Below are 25,103 nucleotides of genomic sequence, written 5' to 3' on the forward strand. Positions count from 1 at the left end.
AGCGGATCCACTCAACCACAACTCCTAAAAGAGAGAAAAAAGTAATGCCACAGGCAGACTCATTGGCCAGGTTATTCCTACCAGGAATGCACTAAGTAAACGAATATGTGTTTTCTCATGTGAGATAAACCAGATAATGACAAAGGATATGTTCACACCAATCACATAAAAAATTAATATTTTAGAGAATAGTGTCATTTTTTATGTTCTTCTTATCCTTCCTGGCTACTTGTAAAACTGACGGAAATAGTCATCAACTATCATAATGTTGAGGTCAAAATCAATATCTGGCAAGTCTAAGCATTTGATCCTGATTAAATCTTCAATTTCACTTGCGGCTAATGATGTCGTTATTGCGAAAGAATTCTCATTCAATTGTCGTGGTATTCCATATTCATCAGCCACTATAGAGGAGAAGTTCATATCATGCATCAATGATCTTAACCTTAAGAAAACTGAGGAATAAGATGATGGATAATCAAAAGAAACGACATAAGTATTGAACTTTTTCTTACCTTCCATAATAAGACTCCTATCAATATTAAATGCCCTGGGGATGCAAAGTTTATTAACCCCGATTGATGATTCTCATATAGGAGATATTCTTTTTTTTTTGCTCACTAAAGGGGATGACTTGGGACAAGAAAACGCTCTCTCTGACCATTCTTTGTGCATCCCCCGACCTTTCAGATACTCCCCCGCATCACATTACGCAGAGCATGAAAAATATCGTTACCCCATCAACTGCGAATATCATCATACTCACGCGTTTTATCAAATTCGTGTTTCGCAAATGGGCACAGTGGGATAATTTTTCGTTTTTCCCGGCGCATTTTTTCCACGACTTTCGCAACCAACTGTTTACCAATCCCTTGCCCTTTCAGGCTTTCATCAACATCGGTATGTTCGATAATCGCTAAATTCTCTCCAGTCGGCACAAAGACAATTTCAGCGATTTGCTTACCCTGCTCGTCATTGATGTAAAATTTATTGTGGCCTTCACGTATTTCCATTTTCCCCTCGCTTATTTATGACGGTATTTCAGCGCGCCGCTCGGGCACGTATCAATCACTTTCACTACAGTGGCGACGTCCACTTCATCCGGCATGATCCACGGCTTACGCTTGAGATTAAATAACTTGCCGTTGCCACGTACGCAATTGCCAGAATGCTGACATATTGCAGTGTTGAACCAGACATCGATCTTTTCGCCGGTATAGCAGCGATAACCACCGTCCAGTAGATCCTGATCCATGACCTTCCCTCTCTCATCAGTATGGTTTTCGCAATAAGCATAGCCCGGAATCTTCATACAGCACCGGCAGTTTCAGTTTCCAGAGCCTCTCCCCCTATATAGCCAATTATTCTTACTCCCTTTGAATTACCTGCCTCATCAGAGATAATGCTTAAGAAATTTGTCACACAAGGAAGCTGATGAGACATTCATTGCCCTACCGCAAGTTACGCAAACGTCCGATGAAATTGAGTACCACAGTGATCTTAATGGTCAGCGCGGTGCTGTTCTCGGTGCTGTTGGTGGTGCATCTGATTTACTTCTCGCAAATCAGTGATATGACGCGAGACGGACTGGCCAACAAGGCACTGGCGGTGGCGCGTACCCTTGCCGATTCGCCGGAAATCCGTCAGGGCTTGCAGAAAAAACCGCAGGAGAGCGGGATCCAGGCCATCGCGGAAGCCGTGCGCAAACGTAACGATCTGCTGTTTATTGTCGTTACCGATATGCAAAGTCTTCGCTACTCGCATCCTGAAGCCCAACGTATTGGTCAGCCATTTAAAGGTGATGACATCCTTAAAGCGCTGAATGGCGAAGAAAATGTCGCTATCAATCGCGGTTTTCTGGCGCAGGCTTTACGCGTATTTACCCCCATCTATGATGAGAATAATAAACAGATTGGCGTGGTGGCGATCGGCCTTGAGTTAAGCCGCGTGACCCAACAGATCAATGACAGTCGCTGGAGCATTATCTGGTCGGTGTTATTTGGCATGCTGGTCGGCCTCATCGGAACCTGCATTCTGGTTAAGGTGCTGAAAAAAATCCTTTTCGGCCTGGAACCCTACGAAATATCCACACTGTTTGAGCAACGCCAGGCCATGTTGCAGTCTATCAAAGAAGGCGTCGTTGCCGTGGACGATCGCGGCGAAGTCACGCTGATCAACGATGCCGCACAAGAATTGCTGAATTACCGTAAGTCGCAGGACGATGAGAAACTATCGACGCTAAGCCACTCGTGGTCACAGGTAGTAGATGTCTCGGAAGTGTTACGCGACGGTACGCCGCGCCGCGACGAAGAGATTACCGTCAAAGATCGGCTATTACTGATCAACACCGTTCCGGTGCGCAGTAATGGCGTTATCATCGGTGCCATTTCAACCTTCAGGGATAAAACTGAAGTACGTAAACTGATGCAGCGACTGGATGGTCTGGTCAACTATGCTGACGCACTTCGTGAACGATCCCACGAATTTATGAATAAATTGCACGTGATTCTCGGATTATTGCATCTGAAGAGTTATAAGCAGTTGGAAGATTACATTCTCAAAACAGCCAATAACTATCAGGAAGAGATTGGCTCTCTGTTGGGCAAGATCAAATCGCCGGTTATCGCTGGTTTTTTAATCAGCAAGATTAACCGCGCGACCGATTTAGGCCATACGCTGATTTTAAACAGCGAAAGCCAGTTACCCGACAGCGGCAGTGAAGACCAGGTCGCGACGCTGATTACCACGTTGGGAAATCTGATAGAAAACGCGCTGGAGGCATTAGGGCCGGAACCCGGAGGCGAAATTAGCGTAACATTGCACTACCGTCACGGCTGGCTGCACTGTGAAGTTAACGATGATGGACCGGGGATCGCACCCGACAAAATCGATCACATTTTTGACAAAGGTGTCTCGACAAAAGGAAGCGAACGAGGCGTCGGTTTAGCTCTTGTCAAACAACAGGTAGAAAATCTCGACGGCAGTATCGCCGTAGAATCGGAACCCGGGATTTTCACACAATTTTTTGTCCAGATACCCTGGGACGGGGAGAAGTCGAGCAAATGATCAATGTATTAATTATCGATGACGACGCAATGGTGGCGGAGCTGAATCGCCGATACGTGGCGCAGATCCCAGGCTTTCAATGCTGCGGAACGGCCTCGACACTGGAAAAAGCCAAAGAGATAATTTTCAACAGCGACACGTCTATTGACCTGATATTGCTCGATATCTATATGCAGAAGGAGAACGGGCTCGATTTACTTCCGGTACTGCATAACGCTCGCTGCAAAAGCGATGTGATAGTCATCTCTTCCGCCGCCGATGCCGCGACGATTAAAGATTCGCTGCATTACGGCGTTGTTGATTACCTGATAAAACCCTTCCAGGCATCACGCTTTGAAGAGGCACTCACCGGCTGGCGACAAAAGAAAATGGCACTGGAAAAACATCAGTATTATGACCAGGCCGAGCTGGATCAGCTAATCCACGGCAGCAGCTCCAACGAGCAGGATCCTCGTCGCTTGCCAAAAGGCTTAACGCCGCAGACGTTACGCACGCTGTGCCAGTGGATTGACGCGCATCAGGACTATGAGTTTTCAACCGACGAGTTGGCCAACGAGGTGAACATCTCGCGCGTTTCCTGCCGCAAGTACCTGATCTGGCTGGTCAACTGCCACATCTTATTTACCAGCATCCATTATGGCGTCACAGGTCGTCCGGTTTACCGTTACCGTATTCAAGCGGAACATTACTCATTACTGAAACAATATTGCCAATAACGCACCATTGGTTATCCGCAAGTAACAATTATTGCAGTAATGCAAAAGAGCACTGGCACAAGTTACATCGTCCATCAGTAAAACTTGTGCCAGATCAAATATAATTATCCCCTTCTCATTTCATCGATTTAATATTCTTTAGGATAAATAGTGTTTTTAATTTCAAAACGCTAACAAAAGTTAATTAACTATTATGTCACCCGCATTATGTGTATTTTTACCCATAAATGGGTAGATCAGAATAATCTACAACCGCCATTAGAACAAAAAATATACCAATAAATATCAATAAGATAGTAGAAAACAAACTATTAACATCTGCGCAGCACAAACTATAACCCCATCGCCAGAGAGTATTTTTCTCTGAAAAAGTCGCTTATCACAGTGTATTAATTTATTGCTGCCTGAATCAGCCAATATTCACTGTGAAGTAATTACTCAGGCCAGTAACGACCAAAAGGATATTAGTCAGGCTCTGAAAAAAGTTCATACAAACAGAACGAGACTGCGTTCTATTCAGTAGAAATTTAAATGGGATTATCGCGAGGGTTCACAAATGTTATTTACTATCCAACTTATCATAATATTGATATGTCTGTTCTATGGCGCCAGAAAGGGCGGTATCGCGCTAGGTTTATTAGGCGGTATCGGCCTCGTCATTCTGGTGTTCGTCTTCCATCTTCAGCCAGGTAAACCACCGGTTGATGTTATGCTGGTTATCATCGCGGTGGTGGCGGCATCGGCCACGTTGCAAGCCTCGGGCGGCCTTGACGTCATGCTGCAAATTGCCGAGAAACTGCTGCGCCGCAATCCGAAATATGTCTCCATTGTCGCGCCGTTTGTTACCTGTACGCTGACCATTCTTTGCGGTACAGGTCACGTGGTTTACACCATCCTGCCAATCATCTACGACGTGGCAATTAAGAACAATATCCGTCCGGAACGTCCGATGGCGGCAAGTTCTATCGGTGCACAGATGGGGATTATCGCCAGTCCGGTGTCGGTTGCGGTAGTATCACTGGTCGCAATGCTGGGTAACGTTACCTTTGATGGTCGTCACCTTGAGTTCCTCGACCTGCTGGCAATCACCATTCCATCGACGTTACTCGGTATCCTGGCGATCGGTATTTTCAGTTGGTTCCGCGGTAAAGATCTGGATAAAGACGAAGAGTTCCAGAAATTCATCTCTGTTCCAGAAAACCGTGAGTACGTTTACGGTGACACCGCGACGCTGCTGGATAAAAAACTGCCGAAAAGCAACTGGCTGGCAATGTGGATCTTCCTCGGGGCAATTGCCGTGGTCGCACTTCTCGGTGCTGATTCGGACCTGCGTCCGTCCTTCGGCGGCAAACCGCTGTCGATGGTGCTGGTTATTCAAATGTTTATGCTGCTAACCGGCGCACTGATTATTATCCTGACCAAAACCAATCCCGCGTCTATCTCAAAAAACGAAGTCTTCCGTTCCGGTATGATCGCCATCGTGGCGGTGTACGGTATCGCATGGATGGCAGAAACCATGTTCGGTGCGCATATGTCTGAAATTCAGGGCGTACTGGGCGAAATGGTGAAAGAGTATCCGTGGGCCTATGCCATTGTTCTGCTGCTGGTTTCCAAGTTTGTAAACTCCCAGGCCGCGGCGCTGGCGGCGATTGTTCCTGTCGCACTGGCGATTGGCGTTGACCCGGCTTACATCGTGGCTTCAGCACCGGCTTGCTACGGTTATTACATCCTGCCGACCTATCCGAGCGATCTGGCAGCGATTCAGTTTGACCGTTCCGGCACCACCCACATCGGTCGCTTCGTCATCAACCACAGCTTTATTCTGCCAGGGTTGATTGGCGTGAGCGTATCTTGCGTCTTTGGCTGGATCTTCGCCGCGATGTACGGGTTCTTATAAATGCACTTTGCGTGCCGCCCGTCGCTGTGCGGCACGCCATTTTCGTATAACAAATACAGAGTTACAGGCTGGAAGCTATGTCAAACAAACCATTTATCTACCAGGCGCCTTTCCCGATGGGGAAAGACAACACCGAATACTATCTGCTCACTTCCGATTACGTTAGCGTTGCCGAATTCAATGGCGAAACCATCCTGAAAGTGGAACCAGAAGCCCTGACCCTGCTGGCGCAGCAAGCCTTCCACGACGCCTCTTTCATGCTCCGCCCGGCACACCAGAAACAGGTTGCTTCTATTCTTCACGACCCAGAAGCCAGCGAGAACGATAAATACGTGGCGCTGCAATTCTTGAGAAACTCCGAAATCGCTGCTAAAGGCGTGCTACCGACCTGCCAGGATACCGGCACCGCGATCATTGTTGGTAAAAAAGGTCAGCGCGTATGGACCGGTGGCGGTGATGAAGAAGCGCTGTCGAAAGGCGTGTACAACACCTATATCGAAGATAACCTGCGCTACTCGCAAAACGCGGCGCTGGACATGTACAAAGAGGTCAACACCGGCACTAACCTGCCTGCGCAAATCGACCTGTACGCGGTAGATGGCGATGAATATAAATTCCTCTGCGTCGCCAAAGGCGGCGGTTCTGCCAACAAAACGTATCTCTACCAGGAAACCAAAGCCCTGCTGACTCCGGGTAAACTGAAAAACTTCCTCGTCGAGAAAATGCGCACCCTCGGTACCGCAGCCTGCCCGCCGTACCATATCGCGTTTGTGATTGGCGGCACTTCTGCGGAAACCAACCTGAAAACTGTCAAGTTAGCAAGCGCTCACTATTACGATGAACTGCCGACCGAAGGGAACGAACACGGTCAGGCGTTCCGCGATGTCCAGCTGGAACAGGAACTGCTGGAAGAAGCTCAGAAACTCGGCCTCGGCGCGCAATTTGGCGGTAAATATTTTGCTCACGATATCCGCGTAATCCGCCTGCCGCGTCACGGCGCTTCCTGCCCGGTCGGTATGGGCGTTTCCTGTTCCGCTGACCGTAACATCAAAGCGAAAATTAACCGCGAAGGTATCTGGATCGAAAAACTGGAACACAACCCAGGCCAGTACATTCCGGAAGAACTGCGCCAGGCGGGTGAAGGCGAAGCGGTGAAAGTTGACCTTAACCGCCCGATGAAAGAGATTCTCGCCCAGCTTTCGCAATATCCGGTTTCCACTCGTTTGTCGCTCACCGGCACCATTATCGTGGGTCGCGATATTGCGCACGCCAAGCTGAAAGAGCTGATTGACGCCGGTAAAGAACTGCCGCAGTACATCAAAGATCACCCGATCTACTACGCGGGTCCGGCGAAAACCCCTGCCGGTTATCCATCAGGTTCACTTGGCCCAACCACCGCAGGTCGTATGGACTCCTACGTGGATCTGCTGCAATCCCACGGCGGCAGCATGATCATGCTGGCGAAAGGTAACCGCAGTCAGCAGGTTACCGACGCGTGTCATAAACACGGCGGCTTCTACCTCGGTAGCATCGGTGGTCCGGCGGCGGTACTGGCGCAGCAGAGCATCAAGCATCTGGAATGTGTCGCTTATCCGGAGCTGGGTATGGAAGCTATCTGGAAAATCGAAGTAGAAGATTTCCCGGCGTTTATCCTGGTCGATGACAAAGGCAACGACTTCTTCCAGCAGATCGTCAACAAACAGTGCGCGAACTGCACTAAGTAACCTCTTCGGCCCAGCGCCTGGCAGCATGCTGCCAGGTGATCCCCCTGGGCCACCTCTTTTGCGATTGTAATTTCACGCTTGCTGGTGAATAGTCAGTATTTTCCCTGACTTGCGAACTCACCATGATCCGCACACTTAAGCCGTTAATTCTTAACACCGGCGCACTGGCGCTAACGTTAATCCTGATTTATACCGGCATTTCGGCCCATGACAAACTCACCTGGCTGATGGAAGTGACACCGGTGATTATCGTCGTGCCGCTACTGCTTGCCACCGCCAGACGTTACCCGTTAACGCCGCTGCTCTATACGCTCATCTTCTTTCACGCCATCATCCTGATGGTCGGCGGGCAGTACACCTATGCGAAAGTCCCCATCGGTTTTGACGTGCAGGAATGGTTAGGGTTGAGCCGTAATCCGTATGACAAGCTGGGGCATTTTTTCCAGGGGCTGGTGCCTGCACTGGTGGCACGAGAAATTCTCGTGCGCGGGATGTACGTGCGCGGACGTAAAATGGTGGCGTTCCTGGTCTGCTGCGTAGCGCTGGCGATAAGCGCCATGTATGAGTTGATCGAGTGGTGGGCGGCACTGGCGATGGGCCAGGGAGCGGATGATTTTCTCGGTACGCAGGGCGACCAGTGGGACACGCAATCCGATATGTTCTGTGCGTTGCTTGGCGCATTAACGACAGTGATATTGCTCGCTCGTCTTCACTGCCGCCAGTTACGGCGCTATGGCTTAATCACCAGAGCGCCGGACGCTATTACACCTTAGAGGTGCAACCAGCCAGGTAGCCAGTCGCCGTGAGCGGTAATCAGGTCGTCAACCAGGGCATAAATTTCGTCAATGCCCAGCACGGCGGCGGTGTGCGGGTCCATCATTGCGGCGTGGTAAACACGGTCACGATTTTCGGTGAGAATGGCTTCAGTCAGCAGCGTCTGTACGTTGATGTTGGTTTGCATCAGGGCGGCCAGATGCGAAGGTAGCGTACCGACTTTGGTCGGCTGAATGCCATTAGCATCAACCAGACAGGCTACTTCCACGCAACATCCTTGTGGCAGGTTATCAATCAAACCATCGTTACGGACGTTGCCGTAAATCACACTCGGCTCACCGGTCCAGATAGCGTTCATGATTGTGCTGGCATATTCCCGCGACGGTTTAATATCAATCCGGGAGGCGTTCTTATACTCCTCCAGCTCTTTATGCCAGTTCGCCAACTGTTCAACACAGCGTTTCGGGTACTCATCCAGCGGCACTTTATAACGCTCAATCAAATCCTCACGACCTGGCTTAATAAACCACGGCGTGTATTCGGCAAAATGTTCTGACGACTCCGTGACGAAGTAGCCCAGCTTTTTGAACATTTCATAGCGCACAATATTCTGGCAGCGAGTATTACCATGAATATTCGGTTTCGGTGCCTGGCCTGCGTCATACGCTGCCAGCAGTTCCGGGTAGAGATTCACGTAACTGCCGTCTGCGGTTTTGCGCTCCAGCTCCAGGTAGAACGCCATATGGTTGATACCTGCGCAACGATAACGCAGCGTGGACGGATCGATATTCAGGTCGCGGGCCAGCTCTTCCGCCGTTCCCTGCACCGAATGGCACAGCCCCACCTGTTTGATATGCGGATAGCGGGCATACATCGCCCAGGTATTCATCGCCATCGGGTTAACGTAATTGAGCATGGTGGCATCGGGGCAAACTTCCGTCATGTCCTCGCAAATCTGCCACAAGTGCGGAATGGTACGTAGCGCACGCATAATGCCGCCCGGCCCCAGCGTATCGGCAATGGTTTGTTCCAGACCGTGGCGCTTACAGACCTCAAAATCAGTCACTGTGCAGGGTTCATAACCGCCAATCTGAAACGCCACCACCACAAAATCGGCGCCCTGTAAGGCTTCTTTCTGTTCGCTGTGGCAGGTGATTTTGCCGCTGGCCCCTGCTGAATCCATCAGCTTGCGCACCACAATGTGCGACTCTTCCAGCCGTGTGGGATCAATGTCCATCAGAGCGATATGCGCCGTTTTCAGCGCCTCACGCTGAAACACATCACCAAGAATATTTTTAACGAAAATTGTCGAACCAGCGCCGATAAATGTAATTTTGGGTGCAGACATCATTCAGATCTCCAGGCTTGCTTGAATGTCTTCATCATGGCAGGCGATACCACAGAAAACTTCCGGCTTCCCCGTCGAGCATTCCCATAAACTCAGATCCTGAGTGAAGCATCAGTAAATCTGAGTTTATGGGAATAAATTAACTGAAAAGCAGAGATTTCGGCCTCCTTATGCTAGGACGGTCCCCGCGTCCCTCTGGGAAGAGGGTGAAAACCGTGCTCCCATTCGCAGTCATCCTCCCCCACTCATGTCATAATTCTGATAATCCAGGAAAGAGAGCCATCCATGAATACTGATAACTTTATGTGCAGCAGCGATGAAAAGCAGACCCGCAGCCCGCTATCACTGTACTCAGAATATCAGCGAATGGAGATTGAGTTTCGCGCACCGCATATCATGCCCACCAGCCACTGGCATGGTCAGGTCGAAGTGAATGTGCCTTTCGATGGCGATGTGGAATATCTGATCAACAATGAAAAAGTGAAGATCAATCAGGGGCATATCACGCTGTTCTGGGCCTGTACGCCACATCAGCTAACAGATACCGGAACCTGTCAGAGCATGGCAATTTTTAATTTACCGATGCATCTGTTTCTCTCCTGGCCGCTGGATAAAGACCTTATAAACCACGTCACTCACGGTATGGTGATCAAATCACTGGCGACACAGCAGCTTAGTCCGTTTGAAGTGCGTCGCTGGCAGCAGGAACTCAACAGCCCAAACGAGCAAATTCGCCAACTTGCTATTGATGAAATTGGCCTGATGCTCAAGCGATTTAGTCTCTCTGGCTGGGAGCCAGTTCTGGTCAATAAAACCTCGCCTACGCACAAAAACAGCGTCTCGCGTCATGCACAGTTTTATGTCAGCCAGATGTTGGGCTTTATTGCAGAAAACTATGATCAAGCGCTAACCATTAACGACGTGGCCGAGCACGTCAAACTTAACGCCAACTATGCGATGGGGATCTTCCAGCGGGTCATGCAATTGACGATGAAACAGTACATTACGGCGATGCGCATCAACCACGTTCGCGCGTTACTGAGCGATACCGATAAAAGTATTCTCGATATTGCCCTGACAGCAGGCTTTCGTTCGAGCAGCCGCTTTTACAGCACGTTCGGCAAATATGTCGGCATGTCGCCGCAAAAATACCGCAAACTTAGCCAACAACACCGCCAGACGCTTCCCGGATAAAGATGATATCAGTATCAGCCAAAAAAATAGTTTAGCTGTCGATAATAAGCAGTGAAAACAACTTTAGAAATCAATGTAATTGTTTGTTTATAAAAATAAAAAAAACAAAAGCGACTGTTTTTTACTCGCTTTACAGCCTGAAATACCCAGAAGATACTTGCCCGCAACGAAGATTCCTTCATAACCGGGTAAGCAATGATGAAAGTATTAATTGTTGAAAGCGAGTTTCTCCATCAGGACACCTGGGTCGGTAACGCCGTTGAGCGTCTGGCGAATGCCTTAAGCCAGCAAAATGTCACTGTCATTAAATCAACCTCATTTGATGACGGCTTTGCCATTCTCTCTTCAAATGAGGCCATTGATTGTCTGATGTTCAGCTATCAAATGGAACATCCGGACGAACATCAAAACGTCAGAGAATTGATCGGTAAGCTTCACGAACGCCAGCAAAATGTGCCGGTATTCCTGTTAGGCGATCGGGAAAAAGCCCTCGCCGCAATGGATCGCGACCTGCTGGAGCTTGTCGATGAATTCGCCTGGATTCTGGAAGATACCGCCGACTTTATCGCCGGACGCGCCGTTGCCGCGATGACCCGCTACCGCCAGCAACTGTTGCCGCCACTGTTCAGCGCGCTGATGAAATATAGCGACATCCACGAGTATTCCTGGGCTGCACCGGGCCACCAGGGCGGCGTTGGCTTCACCAAAACGCCAGCCGGACGTTTCTACCATGACTATTATGGTGAAAATCTGTTCCGTACCGACATGGGTATCGAAAGAACTTCCCTCGGTTCTTTACTTGACCATACTGGCGCATTTGGCGAAAGTGAAAAATATGCCGCGCGCGTATTTGGCGCCGATCGTTCCTGGTCAGTCGTCGTCGGGACTTCCGGCTCTAACCGCACTATCATGCAGGCTTGCATGACCGATAACGATGTGGTGGTCGTTGACCGTAACTGCCACAAATCCATCGAACAAGGCTTAATGCTGACTGGCGCGAAACCGGTCTACATGGTGCCAAGCCGCAACCGCTACGGCATTATCGGGCCAATCTACCCGCAGGAAATGCAGCCTGAAACTTTACAGAAGAAAATCAGCGAAAGCCCGCTGACCAAAGATAAAGTTGGGCAAAAACCCTCTTACTGCGTGGTCACCAACTGCACCTACGACGGCGTATGCTACAACGCCAAAGAAGCGCAGGATCTGCTGGAAAAAACCTCCGATCGTCTGCACTTCGACGAAGCCTGGTACGGTTATGCGCGCTTTAATCCGATCTATGCCGATCACTATGCCATGCGCGGTGAACCTGGCGATCATAACGGCCCAACCGTGTTCGCTACCCACTCCACTCACAAACTGCTGAATGCGCTGTCGCAGGCGTCTTACATTCATGTGCGCGAAGGCCGTGGCGCGATCAACTTCTCCCGCTTTAATCAGGCCTACATGATGCATGCCACCACTTCCCCGTTGTATGCCATCTGCGCATCCAACGACGTGGCGGTGTCGATGATGGACGGCAACAGCGGCCTGTCACTGACGCAGGAAGTGATCGACGAAGCGGTTGATTTCCGTCAGGCGATGGCGCGGCTGTATAAAGAGTTCACCGCTGACGGTAGCTGGTTCTTCAAACCGTGGAATAAAGAAGTGGTTACCGACCCGGAAACTGGCAAAACCTATGACTTTGCCGACGCGCCGAGCAAACTGCTGACCACCGTTCAGGACTGCTGGGTAATGCATCCAGGCGAAAGCTGGCACGGCTTCAAAGATATTCCGGATAACTGGAGTATGCTCGACCCGATTAAAGTCAGCATCCTCGCACCGGGGATGGGAGAAGACGGCGAACTGGAAGAGACTGGCGTACCTGCCGCACTGGTCACCGCCTGGCTTGGTCGTCACGGCATTGTGCCAACCCGCACCACTGACTTCCAGATTATGTTCCTGTTCTCTATGGGCGTAACCCGTGGGAAATGGGGAACTCTGGTTAACACACTTTGCTCTTTCAAACGCCACTACGACGCTAATACACCGCTGGCGCAGGTGATGCCGGAACTTGCTGAACAATATCCTGACACTTACGCGAATATGGGTATTCACGATCTGGGTGACAAAATGTTTGCCTGGCTGAAAGAAAACAACCCAGGCGCACGGTTGAACGAAGCCTATTCTGGCCTGCCGGTGGCTGAAATCACCCCGCGTGAAGCCTACAACGCGATTGTCGATAACAACGTCGAACTGGTATCCATTGAAAACCTGCCGGGACGTATTGCGGCGAACTCTGTCATCCCGTATCCGCCAGGAATCCCAATGCTGCTCTCTGGTGAAAACTTCGGCGATAAAAACAGTCCGCAGGTAAGCTATTTACGCTCACTACAATCCTGGGATCATCATTTCCCTGGTTTCGAACACGAAACTGAAGGTACCGAAATTATTGACGGTATTTACCATGTGATGTGTGTGAAAGCGTAACCACTATTCCGCTGAAGGCGTAATTGTTTTAATAACATTACGCCGCCTGGCCTGAGGCCTTTTGAGTATGGCAACGTTTTCATAAAAATTGCTGCAAACAAAAATGCCATACTTTTTGCGCGGTCCCACCCCGCGCTTTTTTTTGCCTGTTATTTACACTTTTTCAGCATGTAAAATTTTTTGTACATGAGAAATTACTATAAAAATTTGTAATATTAGTAAAACACGTTATTTTTATGCATGTTTTGATTCGTCATACAATTATATAACCATTTCCCCGTATCGCTCTTCCTGGCGAAAACGGGTCTTTTATTTGCATTCAGGAGTACATGTATGAGGATTTGCAGCGACCAACCTTGTATTGTTTTATTGACTGAAAAAGATGTCTGGTTAAGGGTGAATGGGAAAGAACCTATAAGCCTGAAGGCTAACCACATGGCGTTATTAAGTTGTGAAAATAATATTATTGATGTCTCCTCACTTAATAACACTTTGGTTGCGCATATTAGTCATAACATCATCAAAGATTACCTCCGTTTTCTGAATAAAGATCTCTCAAAAATACCCGTCTGGCAACGAAGCGCCACACCAGTCCTGGCCTTACCATGCCTGACACTGGACCTCTTTCGCGTCGCTGCTCAACATAGCATGATGCCCGCTGAAACAGAGTCAGAAAAAGAACGCACTCGTGCATTATTATTCACTGTGCTGTCACGCTTTCTCGACAGTAAAAAATTCCTTTCTCTTATGATGTATATGTTACGTAATTGTGTAAGTGATAGCGTTTATCAAATAATTGAAAGCGATATTCATAAAGACTGGAATCTTAGTATGGTAGCCAGCTGTTTATGTCTAAGCCCAAGCCTGTTAAAGAAAAAACTGAAAAGTGAAAACACCAGTTATAGCCAAATAATCACCACCTGCCGTATGCGTTATGCCGTAAATGAATTAATGATGGACGGCAAAAATATCTCACAGGTATCACAATCCTGCGGCTACAACAGCACTTCCTATTTTATATCTGTATTTAAAGACTTCTATGGTATGACGCCTCTCCATTATGTTAGTCAGCACAGAGAACGTTCTGTCGCCTGATTTATAACCTGAACGAAGAGCTATATTAATAACAGCATCAGCGATAACCCGGTTGAGGATAATTCAACGCGCGAGTGTAGGCGTATGATATGACGTAATTTATTGTCACGAAGCTCGCCTTCGCAGGAGTTTAATTATGTCTTCGGATGCTGACGCTCACAAAGTGGGCTTAATCCCCGTCACCCTGATGGTGTCGGGGAATATTATGGGGTCAGGGGTTTTTCTGTTACCTGCAAACCTGGCCTCGACAGGCGGGATAGCCATATATGGTTGGTTGGTGACGATTATCGGTGCGCTGGCTTTGTCGATGGTCTACGCCAAAATGTCTTTCCTTGATCCCAGCCCTGGCGGTTCATATGCCTACGCGCGCCGCTGCTTTGGCCCTTTCCTCGGGTATCAAACAAACGTTCTCTACTGGCTGGCCTGCTGGATCGGCAATATTGCCATGGTGGTCATTGGCGTGGGGTATTTAAGCTACTTCTTCCCTATCCTCAAAGATCCGTTGGTATTAACCATCACCTGCGTGGTGGTGCTGTGGATCTTCGTTCTGCTTAATATCGTCGGTCCAAAAATGATCACCCGCGTACAGGCTGTCGCCACTGTGCTGGCGCTGATCCCCATTGTCGGGATTGCAGTATTCGGCTGGTTCTGGTTCCACAGTGAAACGTATATGGCAGCCTGGAACGTGAGTGGGCAGGGTACTTTCGGTGCGATTCAAAGTACCTTAAACGTCACGTTGTGGTCGTTTATCGGGGTAGAAAGTGCTTCCGTTGCGGCGGGCGTAGTGAAAAACCCGAAACGCAACGTGCCTATCGCCACCATTGGCGGGGTGTTGATTGCCGCCGTCTGCTATGTGCTCTCGACCACTGCAATTATGGGGATGATCCCTAATGCCGCGCTGCGCGTTTCCGCCTCACCTTTTGGCGATGCAGCGCGGATGGCGCTAGGTGATACCGCTGGGGCCATTGTCTCCTTCTGCGCAGCGGCAGGTTGCTTAGGCTCGCTGGGCGGCTGGACACTACTGGCCGGGCAAACGGCGAAAGCAGCTGCCGATGACGGCCTGTTCCCCCCCATTTTTGCCCGCGTTAACAAAGCGGGAACCCCGGTTGCCGGGTTGATTATCGTTGGTATTCTGATGACTATCTTCCAGTTCAGTAGCATCTCGCCAAACGCCACCAAAGAGTTTGGTCTGGTGTCTTCCGTATCGGTAATCTTTACCCTCGTGCCTTATCTTTACACCTGTGCCGCTTTACTGCTTTTAGGTCACGGTCACTTTGGCAAAGCGCGCCCGGCGTACCTGACCATCACAACTATCGCCTTCCTTTACTGTATCTGGGCGGTGGTCGGTTCTGGCGCACAAGAGGTCATGTGGTCATTCGTCACTCTCATGGTGATCACAGCCATGTATGCGCTGAACTACAACCGGATGCATAAAAACCCCTATCCTTTAGATGCACCGATCAGTAAAGATTAAGTCCCCCTTAATCCCGCACACGCATAAGCCAACCTTAAGAACTTAAGGTTGGCTTAACTTTGCTTTGCGAACATATGCGCACTTTGTTCGATGGAAACACCGTGATGTTGAAGCGCCTTCTAAAAAGACCCTCTTTGAATTTACTCGCCTGGCTATTGCTGGCTGCTTTTTATATCTCTATCTGCCTGAATATTGCCTTTTTTAAACAAGTGTTGCAGGCGTTACCGCTGGATTCACTGCATAACGTACTGGTTTTCTTATCAATGCCAGTCGTCGCGTTTAGTGTGATGAATATTGTTCTGACACTAGGCTCTTTCTTATGGCTTAATCGCCCGCTGGCATGCCTGTTTATTCTGGTCGGCGCGTCGGCGCAATATTTCATCATGACCTATGGCATCGTCATCGACCGCTCGATGATTGCCAATATTATTGATACCACTCCGGCAGAAAGTTATGCGCTGATGACACCACAAATGTTATTAACGCTGGGGTTAAGCGGCGTACTTGCGGCGCTGATAGCCTGCTGGATCAAAATTAAACCCGCCAACTCACGCCTGCGCAGCGTTCTTTTCCGTGGGGCTAATATCCTGATTTCTGTGCTGCTGATTCTGCTGGTTGCCGCGCTGTTTTATAAAGACTACGCCTCGCTGTTTCGCAACAACAAAGAGCTGGTGAAGTCCTTAAGCCCGTCTAACAGCATTGTCGCCAGCTGGTCATGGTATTCCCACCAGCGACTGGCAAATCTGCCGCTGGTGCGCATTGGTGAGGATGCTCACCGCGCCCCGTCAATGCAAAATGAGAAACGTAAAAATCTGACCATTTTGATCGTCGGTGAAACTTCGCGGGCGGAGAACTTCTCGCTCAACGGTTACCCGCGTGAAACTAACCCACGGCTGGCGAAAGATAACGTGGTCTATTTCCCCAATACCGCGTCTTGCGGCACAGCAACGGCAGTTTCAGTGCCATGCATGTTCTCGGATATGCCGCGTGAGCATTACAAGGAAGAACTGGCGCAGCATCAGGAAGGTGTTCTGGATATCATCCAACGGGCGGGCATTAATGTACTGTGGAATGATAACGATGGCGGCTGTAAAGGCGTCTGCGACCGCGTGCCTCACCAGAACGTCACTGCGCTGAACTTGCCTGGTCAGTGCATCAACGGCGAATGCTATGACGAGGTGCTGTTCCACGGGCTGGAAGAGTACATCAATAATCTGCAAGGTGATGGCGTGATTGTCTTACACACCATCGGCAGCCACGGTCCGACCTATTACAACCGGTATCCGCCGCAGTTCAGGAAATTTACCCCCACTTGCGACACCAACGAGATCCAAACCTGCTCGAAAGAACAACTGGTGAACACTTACGACAACACACTGGTCTACGTCGACTATATTGTTGATAAAGCGATTAATCTGCTGAAAGAACATCAGGATAAATTTACCACCAGCCTGGTTTATCTTTCTGATCACGGTGAATCGTTAGGTGAAAATGGCATCTATCTGCACGGCCTGCCATATGCCATCGCCCCGGATAGCCAAAAACAGGTGCCAATGCTGCTGTGGCTGTCAGAGGATTATCAAAAGCGGTATCAGGTTGACCAGAACTGCCTGCAAAAACAGGCGCAAACGCAGCACTATTCACAAGACAATTTATTCTCAACGCTGTTGGGATTAACCGGTGTTGAGACGAAGTATTACCAGGCCGCGGATGATATTCTGCAAACTTGCAGGAGAGTGAGTGAATGAAAATTCTGATTGTTGAAGATGATACGCTGTTATTGCAGGGCCTGATTCTGGCGGCACAAACGGAAGGCTACGCCTGCGACGGCGTCACGACCGCGCGGATGGCGGAACAAAGCCTTGAAGCCGGTCATTACAGCCTGGTGGTACTGGATTTAGGGTTACCCGACGAAGATGGACTGCATTTTCTCGCCCGTATCCGGCAGAAAAAATACACCCTGCCGGTGCTGATCCTCACCGCCCGCGACACTCTGACCGACAAAATCGCCGGGCTGGATGTCGGGGCTGACGACTATCTGGTGAAGCCTTTTGCGCTGGAAGAGTTACACGCCCGCATCCGCGCCCTGCTGCGACGCCATAATAATCAGGGCGAAAGTGAGCTGATTGTTGGCAACCTGACGCTGAATATGGGGCGCCGTCAGGTATGGATGGGCGGTGAAGAACTGATTTTGACGCCGAAAGAATATGCTCTGCTGTCGCGGTTGATGCTCAAAGCAGGCAGTCCGGTACATCGGGAAATTCTCTACAACGACATCTATAACTGGGATAACGAACCCTCGACCAACACCCTGGAAGTGCATATCCACAACCTGCGCGATAAAGTGGGTAAGTCGCGCATCCGTACCGTACGCGGTTTTGGCTATATGCTGGTCGTAAATGAGGAGAACTAATTGAATCTGATGCGTTTTTTGCGTCGTCCAATATCGCTACGTCAGCGGCTAATATTGACCATCGGGGCCATTCTGCTGGTGTTTGAGCTGATCAGCGTCTTCTGGCTATGGCATGAGAGTACCGAGCAGATTCAGCTATTTGAGCAGGCGTTACGCGACAATCGCAACAACGATCGCCACATCATGCGTGAGATCCGCGAAGCGGTTGCCAGCCTGATTGTCCCCGGCGTATTTATGGTCAGCCTGACGCTATTCATCTGCTATCAGGCGGTACGGCGCATCACCCGTCCGCTGGCGGAGTTGCAAAAAGAGCTGGAAGCGCGTACCGCCGACAACTTAACGCCCATTGCCATTCACAGTGCCACTCTCGAAATCGAATCGGTGGTTTCGGCTTTGAACGATCTGGTATCTCGCCTGACCAGCACGCTGGATAACGAACGGTTGTTTACCGCTGACGTCGCTCACGAACTGCGAACGCCGCTGGCGGGGGTACGTTTGCATCTGGAGTTGATGGCGAAAACGCATCACATTGATGTAGCACCGTTAGTGGCGCGGCTTGATCAGATGATGGAGAGCGTCTCCCAGTTGTTACAACTGGCGCGTGCGGGTCAGTCATTTTCATCCGGTAATTATCAGCATGTAAAACTGCTGGAAGATGTCATTCTGCCCTCGTATGACGAGTTAAGTACCATGCTCGACCAGCGTCAGCAAACCTTGCTGTTGCCAGAAAGCGCAGCCGACATCACCGTCCCGGGCGATGCTACCCTGCTGCGGATGCTATTGCGAAACCTGGTGGAAAACGCCCATCGTTACAGCCCACAAGGCAGCAACATTATGATTAAGCTGCAAGAAGATGGCGGTGCGGTAATGGCGGTTGAAGATGAAGGGCCAGGTATTGATGAGAGTAAATGCGGGGAGTTAAGCAAAGCGTTTGTACGAATGGACAGCCGTTATGGCGGAATTGGTCTGGGATTAAGTATTGTCAGCCGCATCACGCAGTTACATCACGGGCAGTTTTTCCTGCAAAACCGGGAAGAAACCTCCGGCACGCGTGCCTGGGTACGGCTGAAGAAAGATCAGTACGTGGCAAACCAGATATAAAGAAAGCTGCTGACTACCAGCACGCTGAACACGGTAGTTAAACGTTCATAAATACGGTTTTTCATTGCACTCTCCTCCGTTAACCTGGAGGAGAGTATGCGCGTCAGAGATTAAGTGAACCTTAAGAGTTAGGTTGCAGGCCTGATAAGACAGCGTCGCAGCAGGCCATCCATTTCAGATTACTCATCAATACGCGGATGTTGCTGCACCAGGCGAGAACGTTTCGCCTGCAAATCGGCAATCTCGTGGTCAATATCCTCGATTTTTTGCTCAATATTATCGTAATGCTCGACGAGAATTTCCTTCGCTTCCTGTAAATCTGACGCCGCTGGCGTCGCACCTTTCAATGGCTGATTCGCCGTCTCTTTCATGGTTACACCGGTGATTAAACCAACCACCGCCACGACCATCAGATAATAGGCGGGCATCATCAGATCCTGCGAGCTTTCTACCAGCCAGGCCGCCAGCGTTGGCGTCAGACCGGCAATCAGCACCGAAATATTAAATGCCGCCGCCAGCGCGCTGTAACGGATATGCGTCGGGAACATCGCTGGCAGCGTTGAGGCCATAACACCCGTAAAGCAGTTAAGGATCACTGCCAGCATCAACAACCCGGCGAAAATCAGGCCGATGATATTACTGTTAATCAGGATGAACGCCGGGATCGCCAGCGCAAACAGCGCAACACTACCGAGGATCACAAACGGACGACGGCCAAAACGGTCACTTAGCAGCCCCATCACCGGTTGCACAAACAGCATACCAATCATAATGGCGATGATAATCAGCACTCCGTGGTCTTCGGAGTAGTGCAGGTTATGCGACAAATAACTCGGCATATAGGTCAGCAGCATGTAGTAAGTGACGTTGGTGGCAATCACCAGGCCAATACACGTCAACAGGCTGCGCCAGTGTTTGGTAGCAATCTCTTTAAACGAGACTTTCGGACCATCCTGCAGACCTTCCCGGTCGCCCTGCTCCAGTTTCTCAACATGTTGCTGGAAAGCAGGCGTCTCTTCCAGCGCATGGCGCAAGTAAAGCCCGATAATCCCTAAAGGCAGAGCGATAAAGAACGGAATACGCCAGCCCCAGTCGAGGAAGTTTTCTTCACCGACGATGGTCGAAATTAACACCACCACGCCCGCACCCAGCACAAACCCGGCAATAGAGCCGAAATCCAGCCAACTGCCCATAAAGCCGCGTTTACGGTCAGGGGAGTATTCCGCAACAAATATCGACGCCCCGGTATATTCGCCCCCCACCGAGAATCCTTGCGCCATCTTACAGATCAACAACAGAATCGGAGCCCAAATACCAATAGAGGCGTAGGACGGTATTAAGCCAATACAGAACGTACTGATCGACATAATCACAATGGTGATCGCAAGGATCTTCTGGCGACCATATTTATCGCCCAACATACCGAAGAAGAGCCCGCCAAGCGGTCTAATCAGAAAGGGAACGGAGAAGGTGGCAAGTGCAGCAACCATCTGCACGCTGGGGTCAGCCCCCGGGAAAAAGACCTTACCTAACGCGTAGGCAACAAAACCATAAACACCAAAATCAAACCATTCCATTGCATTACCCAGCGATGCTGCGGTAATGGCTTTGCGCAGTTTACCGTCATCAATAATAGTGACGTCACGAAGGGTAATCGGTTTTACTTTTTTCCTTTTCAGCATAGCTTTCCTCGCAGAGTAAGCCCATTTCCGCACACGTCAGGCAAATAACGTGGCGCCCGCAAAAGGGAAGCGGGAATTGCAGGGTGCAATCTCTGTAACAAGCGTAGCGGGTTTACTTACACGTTCCGATTAAGAATTGTACAACCAAACCAGTTGACGCCTGAATTGGGCAGTTAATGACCTTTTTACCCTACCAGCGTTTAAATTTGTGATCAACTTCACATATGAATTTCGTTAAACACTCACCAATGTAACTGATTATTTACACGTGATTTACAGAGAAGATTTCCTCGACCATGGCCTCCACCAGACGTTGTGCTGAACAGAGCCGTGGCATCCCTACCGCGACAGTTTGCCAACGTTGGGTCACCGACCAGCAAACGGGCTGTTTATCTGCATCGGACCACTTACCCAACCAACCTAAAAAGTCAGCATGTTCCCCACCGCTTAGAGCTGTAGATGATGTGAACCACTTGTGGTAATAATGACGAGTAGTCGGTGCCGCGTTGATACTTTCAGCCAGATATTGCGTCGCTTTCACGCGCAAATCATCAAGCAACAACGCTGCCGCTTGCGGACTTCCCAGACGGCAGGCATCGCCAAACGCCCCCCAACGCAGTTCTTCCAGAACGATGAAACAACGTCCAGGCAGCGACCAACTGTCATACGCACCGGCATGCCAGCGAGTAAAAATTTGCTCGCTCTGTTCGCCCGCCTGCACCAGTAACCCTCGTTGCGTTAAGGCTTTTTCCTTCCAGTGACAACGAGCGGAAAACCACTCATATAAAGCAGTAATTTGCTGCTGGAGTTCCGGGAAAGCGGATTGTGGGCGGAGATCCCTTTTTTGCAGTAACGCCATATATTGTGCGATCTGTGTCAACGCCAGATGACCGGGGTCAAGCATTGCCGCCAGTTTTTCCACCAATGCCAGGCGTAGACTAAGCGGCGCATTTAACATTCCGGCATTCGCCCACGTCTGAAGCTGTGTGCGAGCAAGGATCTCCTGCATCAGTCGTTCACGAAACTGCTGCTGATGGGCTTGCGGATGGCGGGTATCATCGCCCAGCGCCAGATCCACTAAAAAGCGGGGATGAACCGACTCCAGCACGCGACCGGGGCCGTCCAGTAACGTCTTTGTCAATACTGTTCTGCCGTGAAAAGGGTTTGAATATCATCGCGTAACAACTGAGAGTCCGTATAAATCCAGCCGTGCGTTGTTGCAGTCTGCTGCAATTGCTGCTGCATAATTTTCACCACGGATTCATTTTGCTGTCGCAAAGCCAGACTTTCGCGTAAACGCGTGTGTAATTCCGTCAAACATACAGCGAAATCAGCGAAAAATGTGCTCATTCCTGCCGTGACAGAATCATCGACCTGAACCGCTAAAACTTTAGCCATTTGTTGGCAATAGAGGTCAATTTCTTCGGTTAACGTACGTTGTAGCACACTGTAATCAACGGTCTTCGTCGGGGATTTCTCACTACTCCGTCCCCAGTCTGGTTGATTCAACCAGCGCGAGAAAGTCTCACGTACAACACCTAAACGGGTGACCTGCTCATCCGGTATTTCCTGGAGTGATATTGCATCGCTGAATAGCTGACGAGTATTGAAGTGGGGAACCACACTGCGAAAAACAGGAAACTCAAATCCAGGGCGAAACCCAGACTCACTCAATGCCACTTTAACCCGTTGTTCAATGGGTCGAATAACATCGGTTAGTACCCGGCAAAGGGTGGATTCCAGTTCAGCAAAACGCAGCGTGAAATCCCGGCTGATTTGGGTCTGTGCCGTCTGTAGCAGTGTCTCGCAGCGAGTACGAATCTCGCTTAATGGCCACGAATCATGTTGAAACAGCACGGCTAACTGGGCATTCACCTGCTCTTGCTGCTGACGCAAAAAGTCGTTGGCTGATGCCAGGGCCAGCTCTATTTCATGTTGAATCTCACCGCTCACCTGCGTCTGATTGAGTTGCAATAGCTGCAAATTTTCTTCGAGTTGGTGGATATTTTGCCGCAATAGCTCGCAGGCGACAGTCAGGCCGTGGGCGCGAAAATCAAGGTACTCCCGCGCCTGCTGGGCGTAATTCAACAATTTATGCGAGGCAGAACGCAGAGCGTACAACGACGCGTTGGCATACGCGGCATGAAGCAACGCCTGCACCGGCTGTTCGAATAACGAGTCTTCCCACAATTGCTCAACTGCATGGCGAATATGGTCGATATCCTCCAGATCCGCGTTACACCAGCGCCTGCCGAGCGCCGCATGAGCAAAATCCTCCACCCAGCGTTGCTGTTGAGGATCGGGCAACCTGCCGCTGCTAGCTAACTCATGGCGCGCCCGATTCGCCAGATAGCCCCACATCGACGATACCGGAAATATCTGCCCTGGCGTAACACAGCCTTTCATCAACGTCCCGGAAATCAGCGCCCGCACCTGTTCGGCATCGTCGCTGTTACGATCCTGCTGATCGAATTTATTGACCAATACATACAGCGGTACTGACTTGCCGACGGCCATAACCGCCGCGCGCACCTCTTCATCGGAGATCGATTTCAGTTGCGTATAATCCATCACCGCCAGCACCGCAGAAGCACGCGCCAGCTGCTCATTAAGCATTTTTTGCAGATGTGGTTGCCCGGCTTCGTTTGGCCCGGGAGTATCCAGTAATGTTAACTGCCCCGGATAACTTTCCAGCCCCGCCAGATGGACGAACTCCACTTCAATCACCGGAATATGTTCAATGGCGGCGTAAGCAGAAAAAGGAAAATCAACGTCCAGCGCTTTCGCCATGCGCACCAAATCATTCAAACTTTTCAGACAATGAAAAATAGGCTGGGCGCCCAGGTAATATTTTTCGAAAGCGACGCCATTTTCGATCCGCTGCATAAGTGCACGCATATCTTTATCTATTTCCAGCAGATCGGTCAGATGCTTAATATCGTAATCACGCAGGCGCTGTTGTAATTGTTGGATTAAACGGTCAATTGGCGCGACATGTGAAAAATGCAGCACGGGTTCTTTTTGCCCCGGCGTATGGCGAATAAGCGTTGGCAGCGCAGTCATAGGGCGATTGCGATTAGGAAGAACTTCAGTGCCAACAATGGCATTAATGGTGGTTGATTTCCCTGCTTTCATAGTGCCGACAATCGCCAGCACCATTTCCAGACGGGAAATTTTACGCAGCTCATTATTCAGCATCGCGTGGCGCTCGACGATATTATGCTGACTCCAGGGTAAAGTCAGAGGCGGCGCCACTTCTCCAGGTACAGTGAGAGGCATTTTTTCCAGTAACTGCAACTGTTGTCGGGAAAGCAGTAACAGACGTTCCGCCTCCTGACTTAACTCATATATTGTCTGTGTGCACATGGAAAGTTCTTCCTTAAAGCAAATTTTATTACTTTTATTTAGCCAGATCGTTTTTTAGTTCTGTTTTCGGCTTTTATAATTACTGCGGGAAATAATTTATATTTAATTTGTTGTTTTTATTAGAATGACGAAGTCTCTTCCGACACGTTTAAAACGTCAGAAAGATAAAAAACAATTAAATTAAAAAAAGAACAAGAATAAAGTTAACCTTATCTCAAATAATAAACTGAGGCAAAAAGATTATTTTCTTTTTGCCTTCTCTTTCAAATGAAAACGATCGTCGTCTAAAATCAGCAGTACCCCCGACAAACTCAGGGATTTTGTGTATAATTGCGGCCTTTTTCGGCAATCTGCCGTTTTTTGGCGCTTTTGCCCCGCTGACTTTTGAGGAAAACCACATGTCATTACCACACTGCCCAAAATGCAACTCCGAATACACTTACGAAGATAACGGCATGTACATCTGCCCGGAATGCGCCTACGAATGGAACGACGCAGAACCTGCACAGGAAAGTGACGAGCTGATCGTTAAAGATGCTAACGGCAACCTGCTGGCTGACGGCGACAGCGTTACCATCATTAAAGATCTGAAGGTGAAAGGTAGCTCTTCGATGCTGAAGATCGGTACCAAAGTGAAAAACATCCGCCTGGTTGAAGGCGACCATAACATCGATTGCAAAATCGACGGTTTTGGTCCGATGAAACTGAAATCTGAGTTTGTGAAAAAGAACTGATTGTATTGCTCAATGTAATGTTGGCACATGATCCGTAGATACTGTTATGGCCT

General features: G+C 49.6%; 22 protein-coding genes. 13 read left to right on the forward strand and 9 right to left on the reverse strand.

The features are described 5' to 3' along the window. Positions 1-24: 24 nt before the first annotated feature. The 4 genes from ghoT to yjdI all read right to left on the reverse strand — a co-directional run bounded on the left by ghoT (position 25) and on the right by yjdI (position 1,255). The gene (gene ghoT, locus FEK47_RS22465) at positions 25-198 is read right to left on the reverse strand and encodes a type V toxin-antitoxin system toxin GhoT (RefSeq protein WP_064525730.1); all 174 of its coding nucleotides are present in this window, start codon (positions 196-198) and stop codon (positions 25-27) included. A 27-nt stretch (positions 199-225) separates the two neighbouring features. Continuing rightward, positions 226-522, reverse strand: a complete 297-nt coding sequence (ghoS, locus tag FEK47_RS22470) for a type V toxin-antitoxin system endoribonuclease antitoxin GhoS (RefSeq protein ID WP_130205929.1) — start codon at positions 520-522, stop codon at positions 226-228. Between the two features lie 218 nt (positions 523-740). Continuing rightward, a complete protein-coding gene (locus tag FEK47_RS22475) occupies positions 741-1,013 on the reverse strand; it encodes a GNAT family N-acetyltransferase (protein ID WP_000405647.1) in 273 nt (90 codons plus the stop codon). Positions 1,014-1,024: 11 nt separating this feature from the next. Then, complete coding sequence (gene yjdI, locus FEK47_RS22480; protein ID WP_130216765.1) at positions 1,025-1,255, reverse strand: 4Fe-4S mono-cluster protein YjdI; 231 nt, start codon at positions 1,253-1,255, stop codon at positions 1,025-1,027. A 179-nt stretch (positions 1,256-1,434) separates the two neighbouring features. Here yjdI and FEK47_RS22485 point away from each other — a divergent pair, with 179 nt between their 5' ends. The 5 genes from FEK47_RS22485 (at position 1,435) to FEK47_RS22505 (ending at position 8,176) form a co-directional block, all read left to right on the forward strand. Further along, positions 1,435-3,066: a sensor histidine kinase gene (locus tag FEK47_RS22485; RefSeq protein ID WP_130221792.1), complete on the forward strand. Its 1,632-nt coding sequence runs from the start codon at positions 1,435-1,437 to the stop codon at positions 3,064-3,066. Beyond that, a complete protein-coding gene (dcuR, locus tag FEK47_RS22490; protein WP_073511157.1) occupies positions 3,063-3,782 on the forward strand; it encodes a two-component system response regulator DcuR in 720 nt (239 codons plus the stop codon). Before FEK47_RS22485 ends, dcuR begins: the two co-directional genes overlap by 4 nt. 556 nt (positions 3,783-4,338) lie before the next feature. Then, a complete protein-coding gene (gene dcuB / locus FEK47_RS22495; RefSeq protein WP_000899528.1) occupies positions 4,339-5,679 on the forward strand; it encodes an anaerobic C4-dicarboxylate transporter DcuB in 1,341 nt (446 codons plus the stop codon). 77 nt (positions 5,680-5,756) lie between these two features. Beyond that, entirely contained in the window at positions 5,757-7,403 is a 1,647-nt protein-coding gene (gene fumB, locus FEK47_RS22500) for a class I fumarate hydratase (protein ID WP_138183378.1), read from the forward strand. Positions 7,404-7,525: 122 nt separating this feature from the next. Beyond that, complete coding sequence (locus FEK47_RS22505; protein ID WP_135486770.1) at positions 7,526-8,176, forward strand: DUF2238 domain-containing protein; 651 nt, start codon at positions 7,526-7,528, stop codon at positions 8,174-8,176. Here FEK47_RS22505 and melA read toward each other — a convergent pair. Next, a complete protein-coding gene (gene melA / locus FEK47_RS22510) occupies positions 8,173-9,528 on the reverse strand; it encodes an alpha-galactosidase (RefSeq protein ID WP_135486771.1) in 1,356 nt (451 codons plus the stop codon). The genes FEK47_RS22505 and melA overlap by 4 nt on opposite strands. A 282-nt stretch (positions 9,529-9,810) precedes the next feature. Here melA and melR point away from each other — a divergent pair, with 282 nt between their 5' ends. The 7 genes from melR (at position 9,811) to pmrB (ending at position 19,268) form a co-directional block, all read left to right on the forward strand. Beyond that, positions 9,811-10,719 (forward strand): transcriptional regulator MelR, encoded by a 909-nt coding sequence (gene melR, locus FEK47_RS22515; RefSeq protein WP_130258485.1) that lies wholly within the window; start codon positions 9,811-9,813, stop codon positions 10,717-10,719. Between the two features lie 198 nt (positions 10,720-10,917). After that, the gene (gene adiA, locus FEK47_RS22520) at positions 10,918-13,185 is read left to right on the forward strand and encodes an arginine decarboxylase (protein ID WP_135486778.1); all 2,268 of its coding nucleotides are present in this window, start codon (positions 10,918-10,920) and stop codon (positions 13,183-13,185) included. Positions 13,186-13,518: 333 nt separating this feature from the next. Then, the gene (adiY, locus tag FEK47_RS22525; protein ID WP_130221796.1) at positions 13,519-14,280 is read left to right on the forward strand and encodes a DNA-binding transcriptional activator AdiY; all 762 of its coding nucleotides are present in this window, start codon (positions 13,519-13,521) and stop codon (positions 14,278-14,280) included. Positions 14,281-14,416: 136 nt separating this feature from the next. Continuing rightward, the gene (gene adiC / locus FEK47_RS22530; RefSeq protein WP_130216777.1) at positions 14,417-15,754 is read left to right on the forward strand and encodes an arginine/agmatine antiporter; all 1,338 of its coding nucleotides are present in this window, start codon (positions 14,417-14,419) and stop codon (positions 15,752-15,754) included. Between the two features lie 104 nt (positions 15,755-15,858). Beyond that, positions 15,859-17,502 (forward strand): phosphoethanolamine transferase EptA, encoded by a 1,644-nt coding sequence (eptA, locus tag FEK47_RS22535; RefSeq protein ID WP_135486772.1) that lies wholly within the window; start codon positions 15,859-15,861, stop codon positions 17,500-17,502. After that, the gene (gene basR, locus FEK47_RS22540) at positions 17,499-18,167 is read left to right on the forward strand and encodes a two-component system response regulator BasR (protein WP_064525700.1); all 669 of its coding nucleotides are present in this window, start codon (positions 17,499-17,501) and stop codon (positions 18,165-18,167) included. Before eptA ends, basR begins: the two co-directional genes overlap by 4 nt. After that, positions 18,168-19,268 (forward strand): two-component system sensor histidine kinase PmrB, encoded by a 1,101-nt coding sequence (gene pmrB / locus FEK47_RS22545; RefSeq protein WP_167854648.1) that lies wholly within the window; start codon positions 18,168-18,170, stop codon positions 19,266-19,268. Here the strand turns inward: pmrB and pmrR are convergent. The 4 genes from pmrR to crfC all read right to left on the reverse strand — a co-directional run bounded on the left by pmrR (position 19,244) and on the right by crfC (position 24,316). After that, complete coding sequence (gene pmrR, locus FEK47_RS22550) at positions 19,244-19,333, reverse strand: LpxT activity modulator PmrR (RefSeq protein ID WP_074399408.1); 90 nt, start codon at positions 19,331-19,333, stop codon at positions 19,244-19,246. The genes pmrB and pmrR overlap by 25 nt on opposite strands. A 114-nt stretch (positions 19,334-19,447) precedes the next feature. Next, positions 19,448-20,950 (reverse strand): glycine betaine/L-proline transporter ProP, encoded by a 1,503-nt coding sequence (gene proP, locus FEK47_RS22555; protein WP_130216781.1) that lies wholly within the window; start codon positions 20,948-20,950, stop codon positions 19,448-19,450. A 262-nt stretch (positions 20,951-21,212) separates the two neighbouring features. Next, complete coding sequence (locus FEK47_RS22560; protein ID WP_135486773.1) at positions 21,213-22,091, reverse strand: diguanylate cyclase regulator RdcB family protein; 879 nt, start codon at positions 22,089-22,091, stop codon at positions 21,213-21,215. After that, complete coding sequence (gene crfC / locus FEK47_RS22565) at positions 22,088-24,316, reverse strand: clamp-binding protein CrfC (RefSeq protein ID WP_135486774.1); 2,229 nt, start codon at positions 24,314-24,316, stop codon at positions 22,088-22,090. The genes FEK47_RS22560 and crfC overlap by 4 nt, the downstream gene beginning before the upstream one ends. Positions 24,317-24,714: 398 nt before the next feature. Here crfC and FEK47_RS22570 point away from each other — a divergent pair, with 398 nt between their 5' ends. Then, positions 24,715-25,050, forward strand: a complete 336-nt coding sequence (locus FEK47_RS22570) for a zinc ribbon domain-containing protein YjdM (protein ID WP_001300891.1) — start codon at positions 24,715-24,717, stop codon at positions 25,048-25,050. Positions 25,051-25,103: the final 53 nt, after the last annotated feature.

Origin of the sequence: Escherichia sp. E3659, from assembly GCF_005781135.1 — a bacterium.
Classification (GTDB): domain Bacteria; phylum Pseudomonadota; class Gammaproteobacteria; order Enterobacterales; family Enterobacteriaceae; genus Escherichia.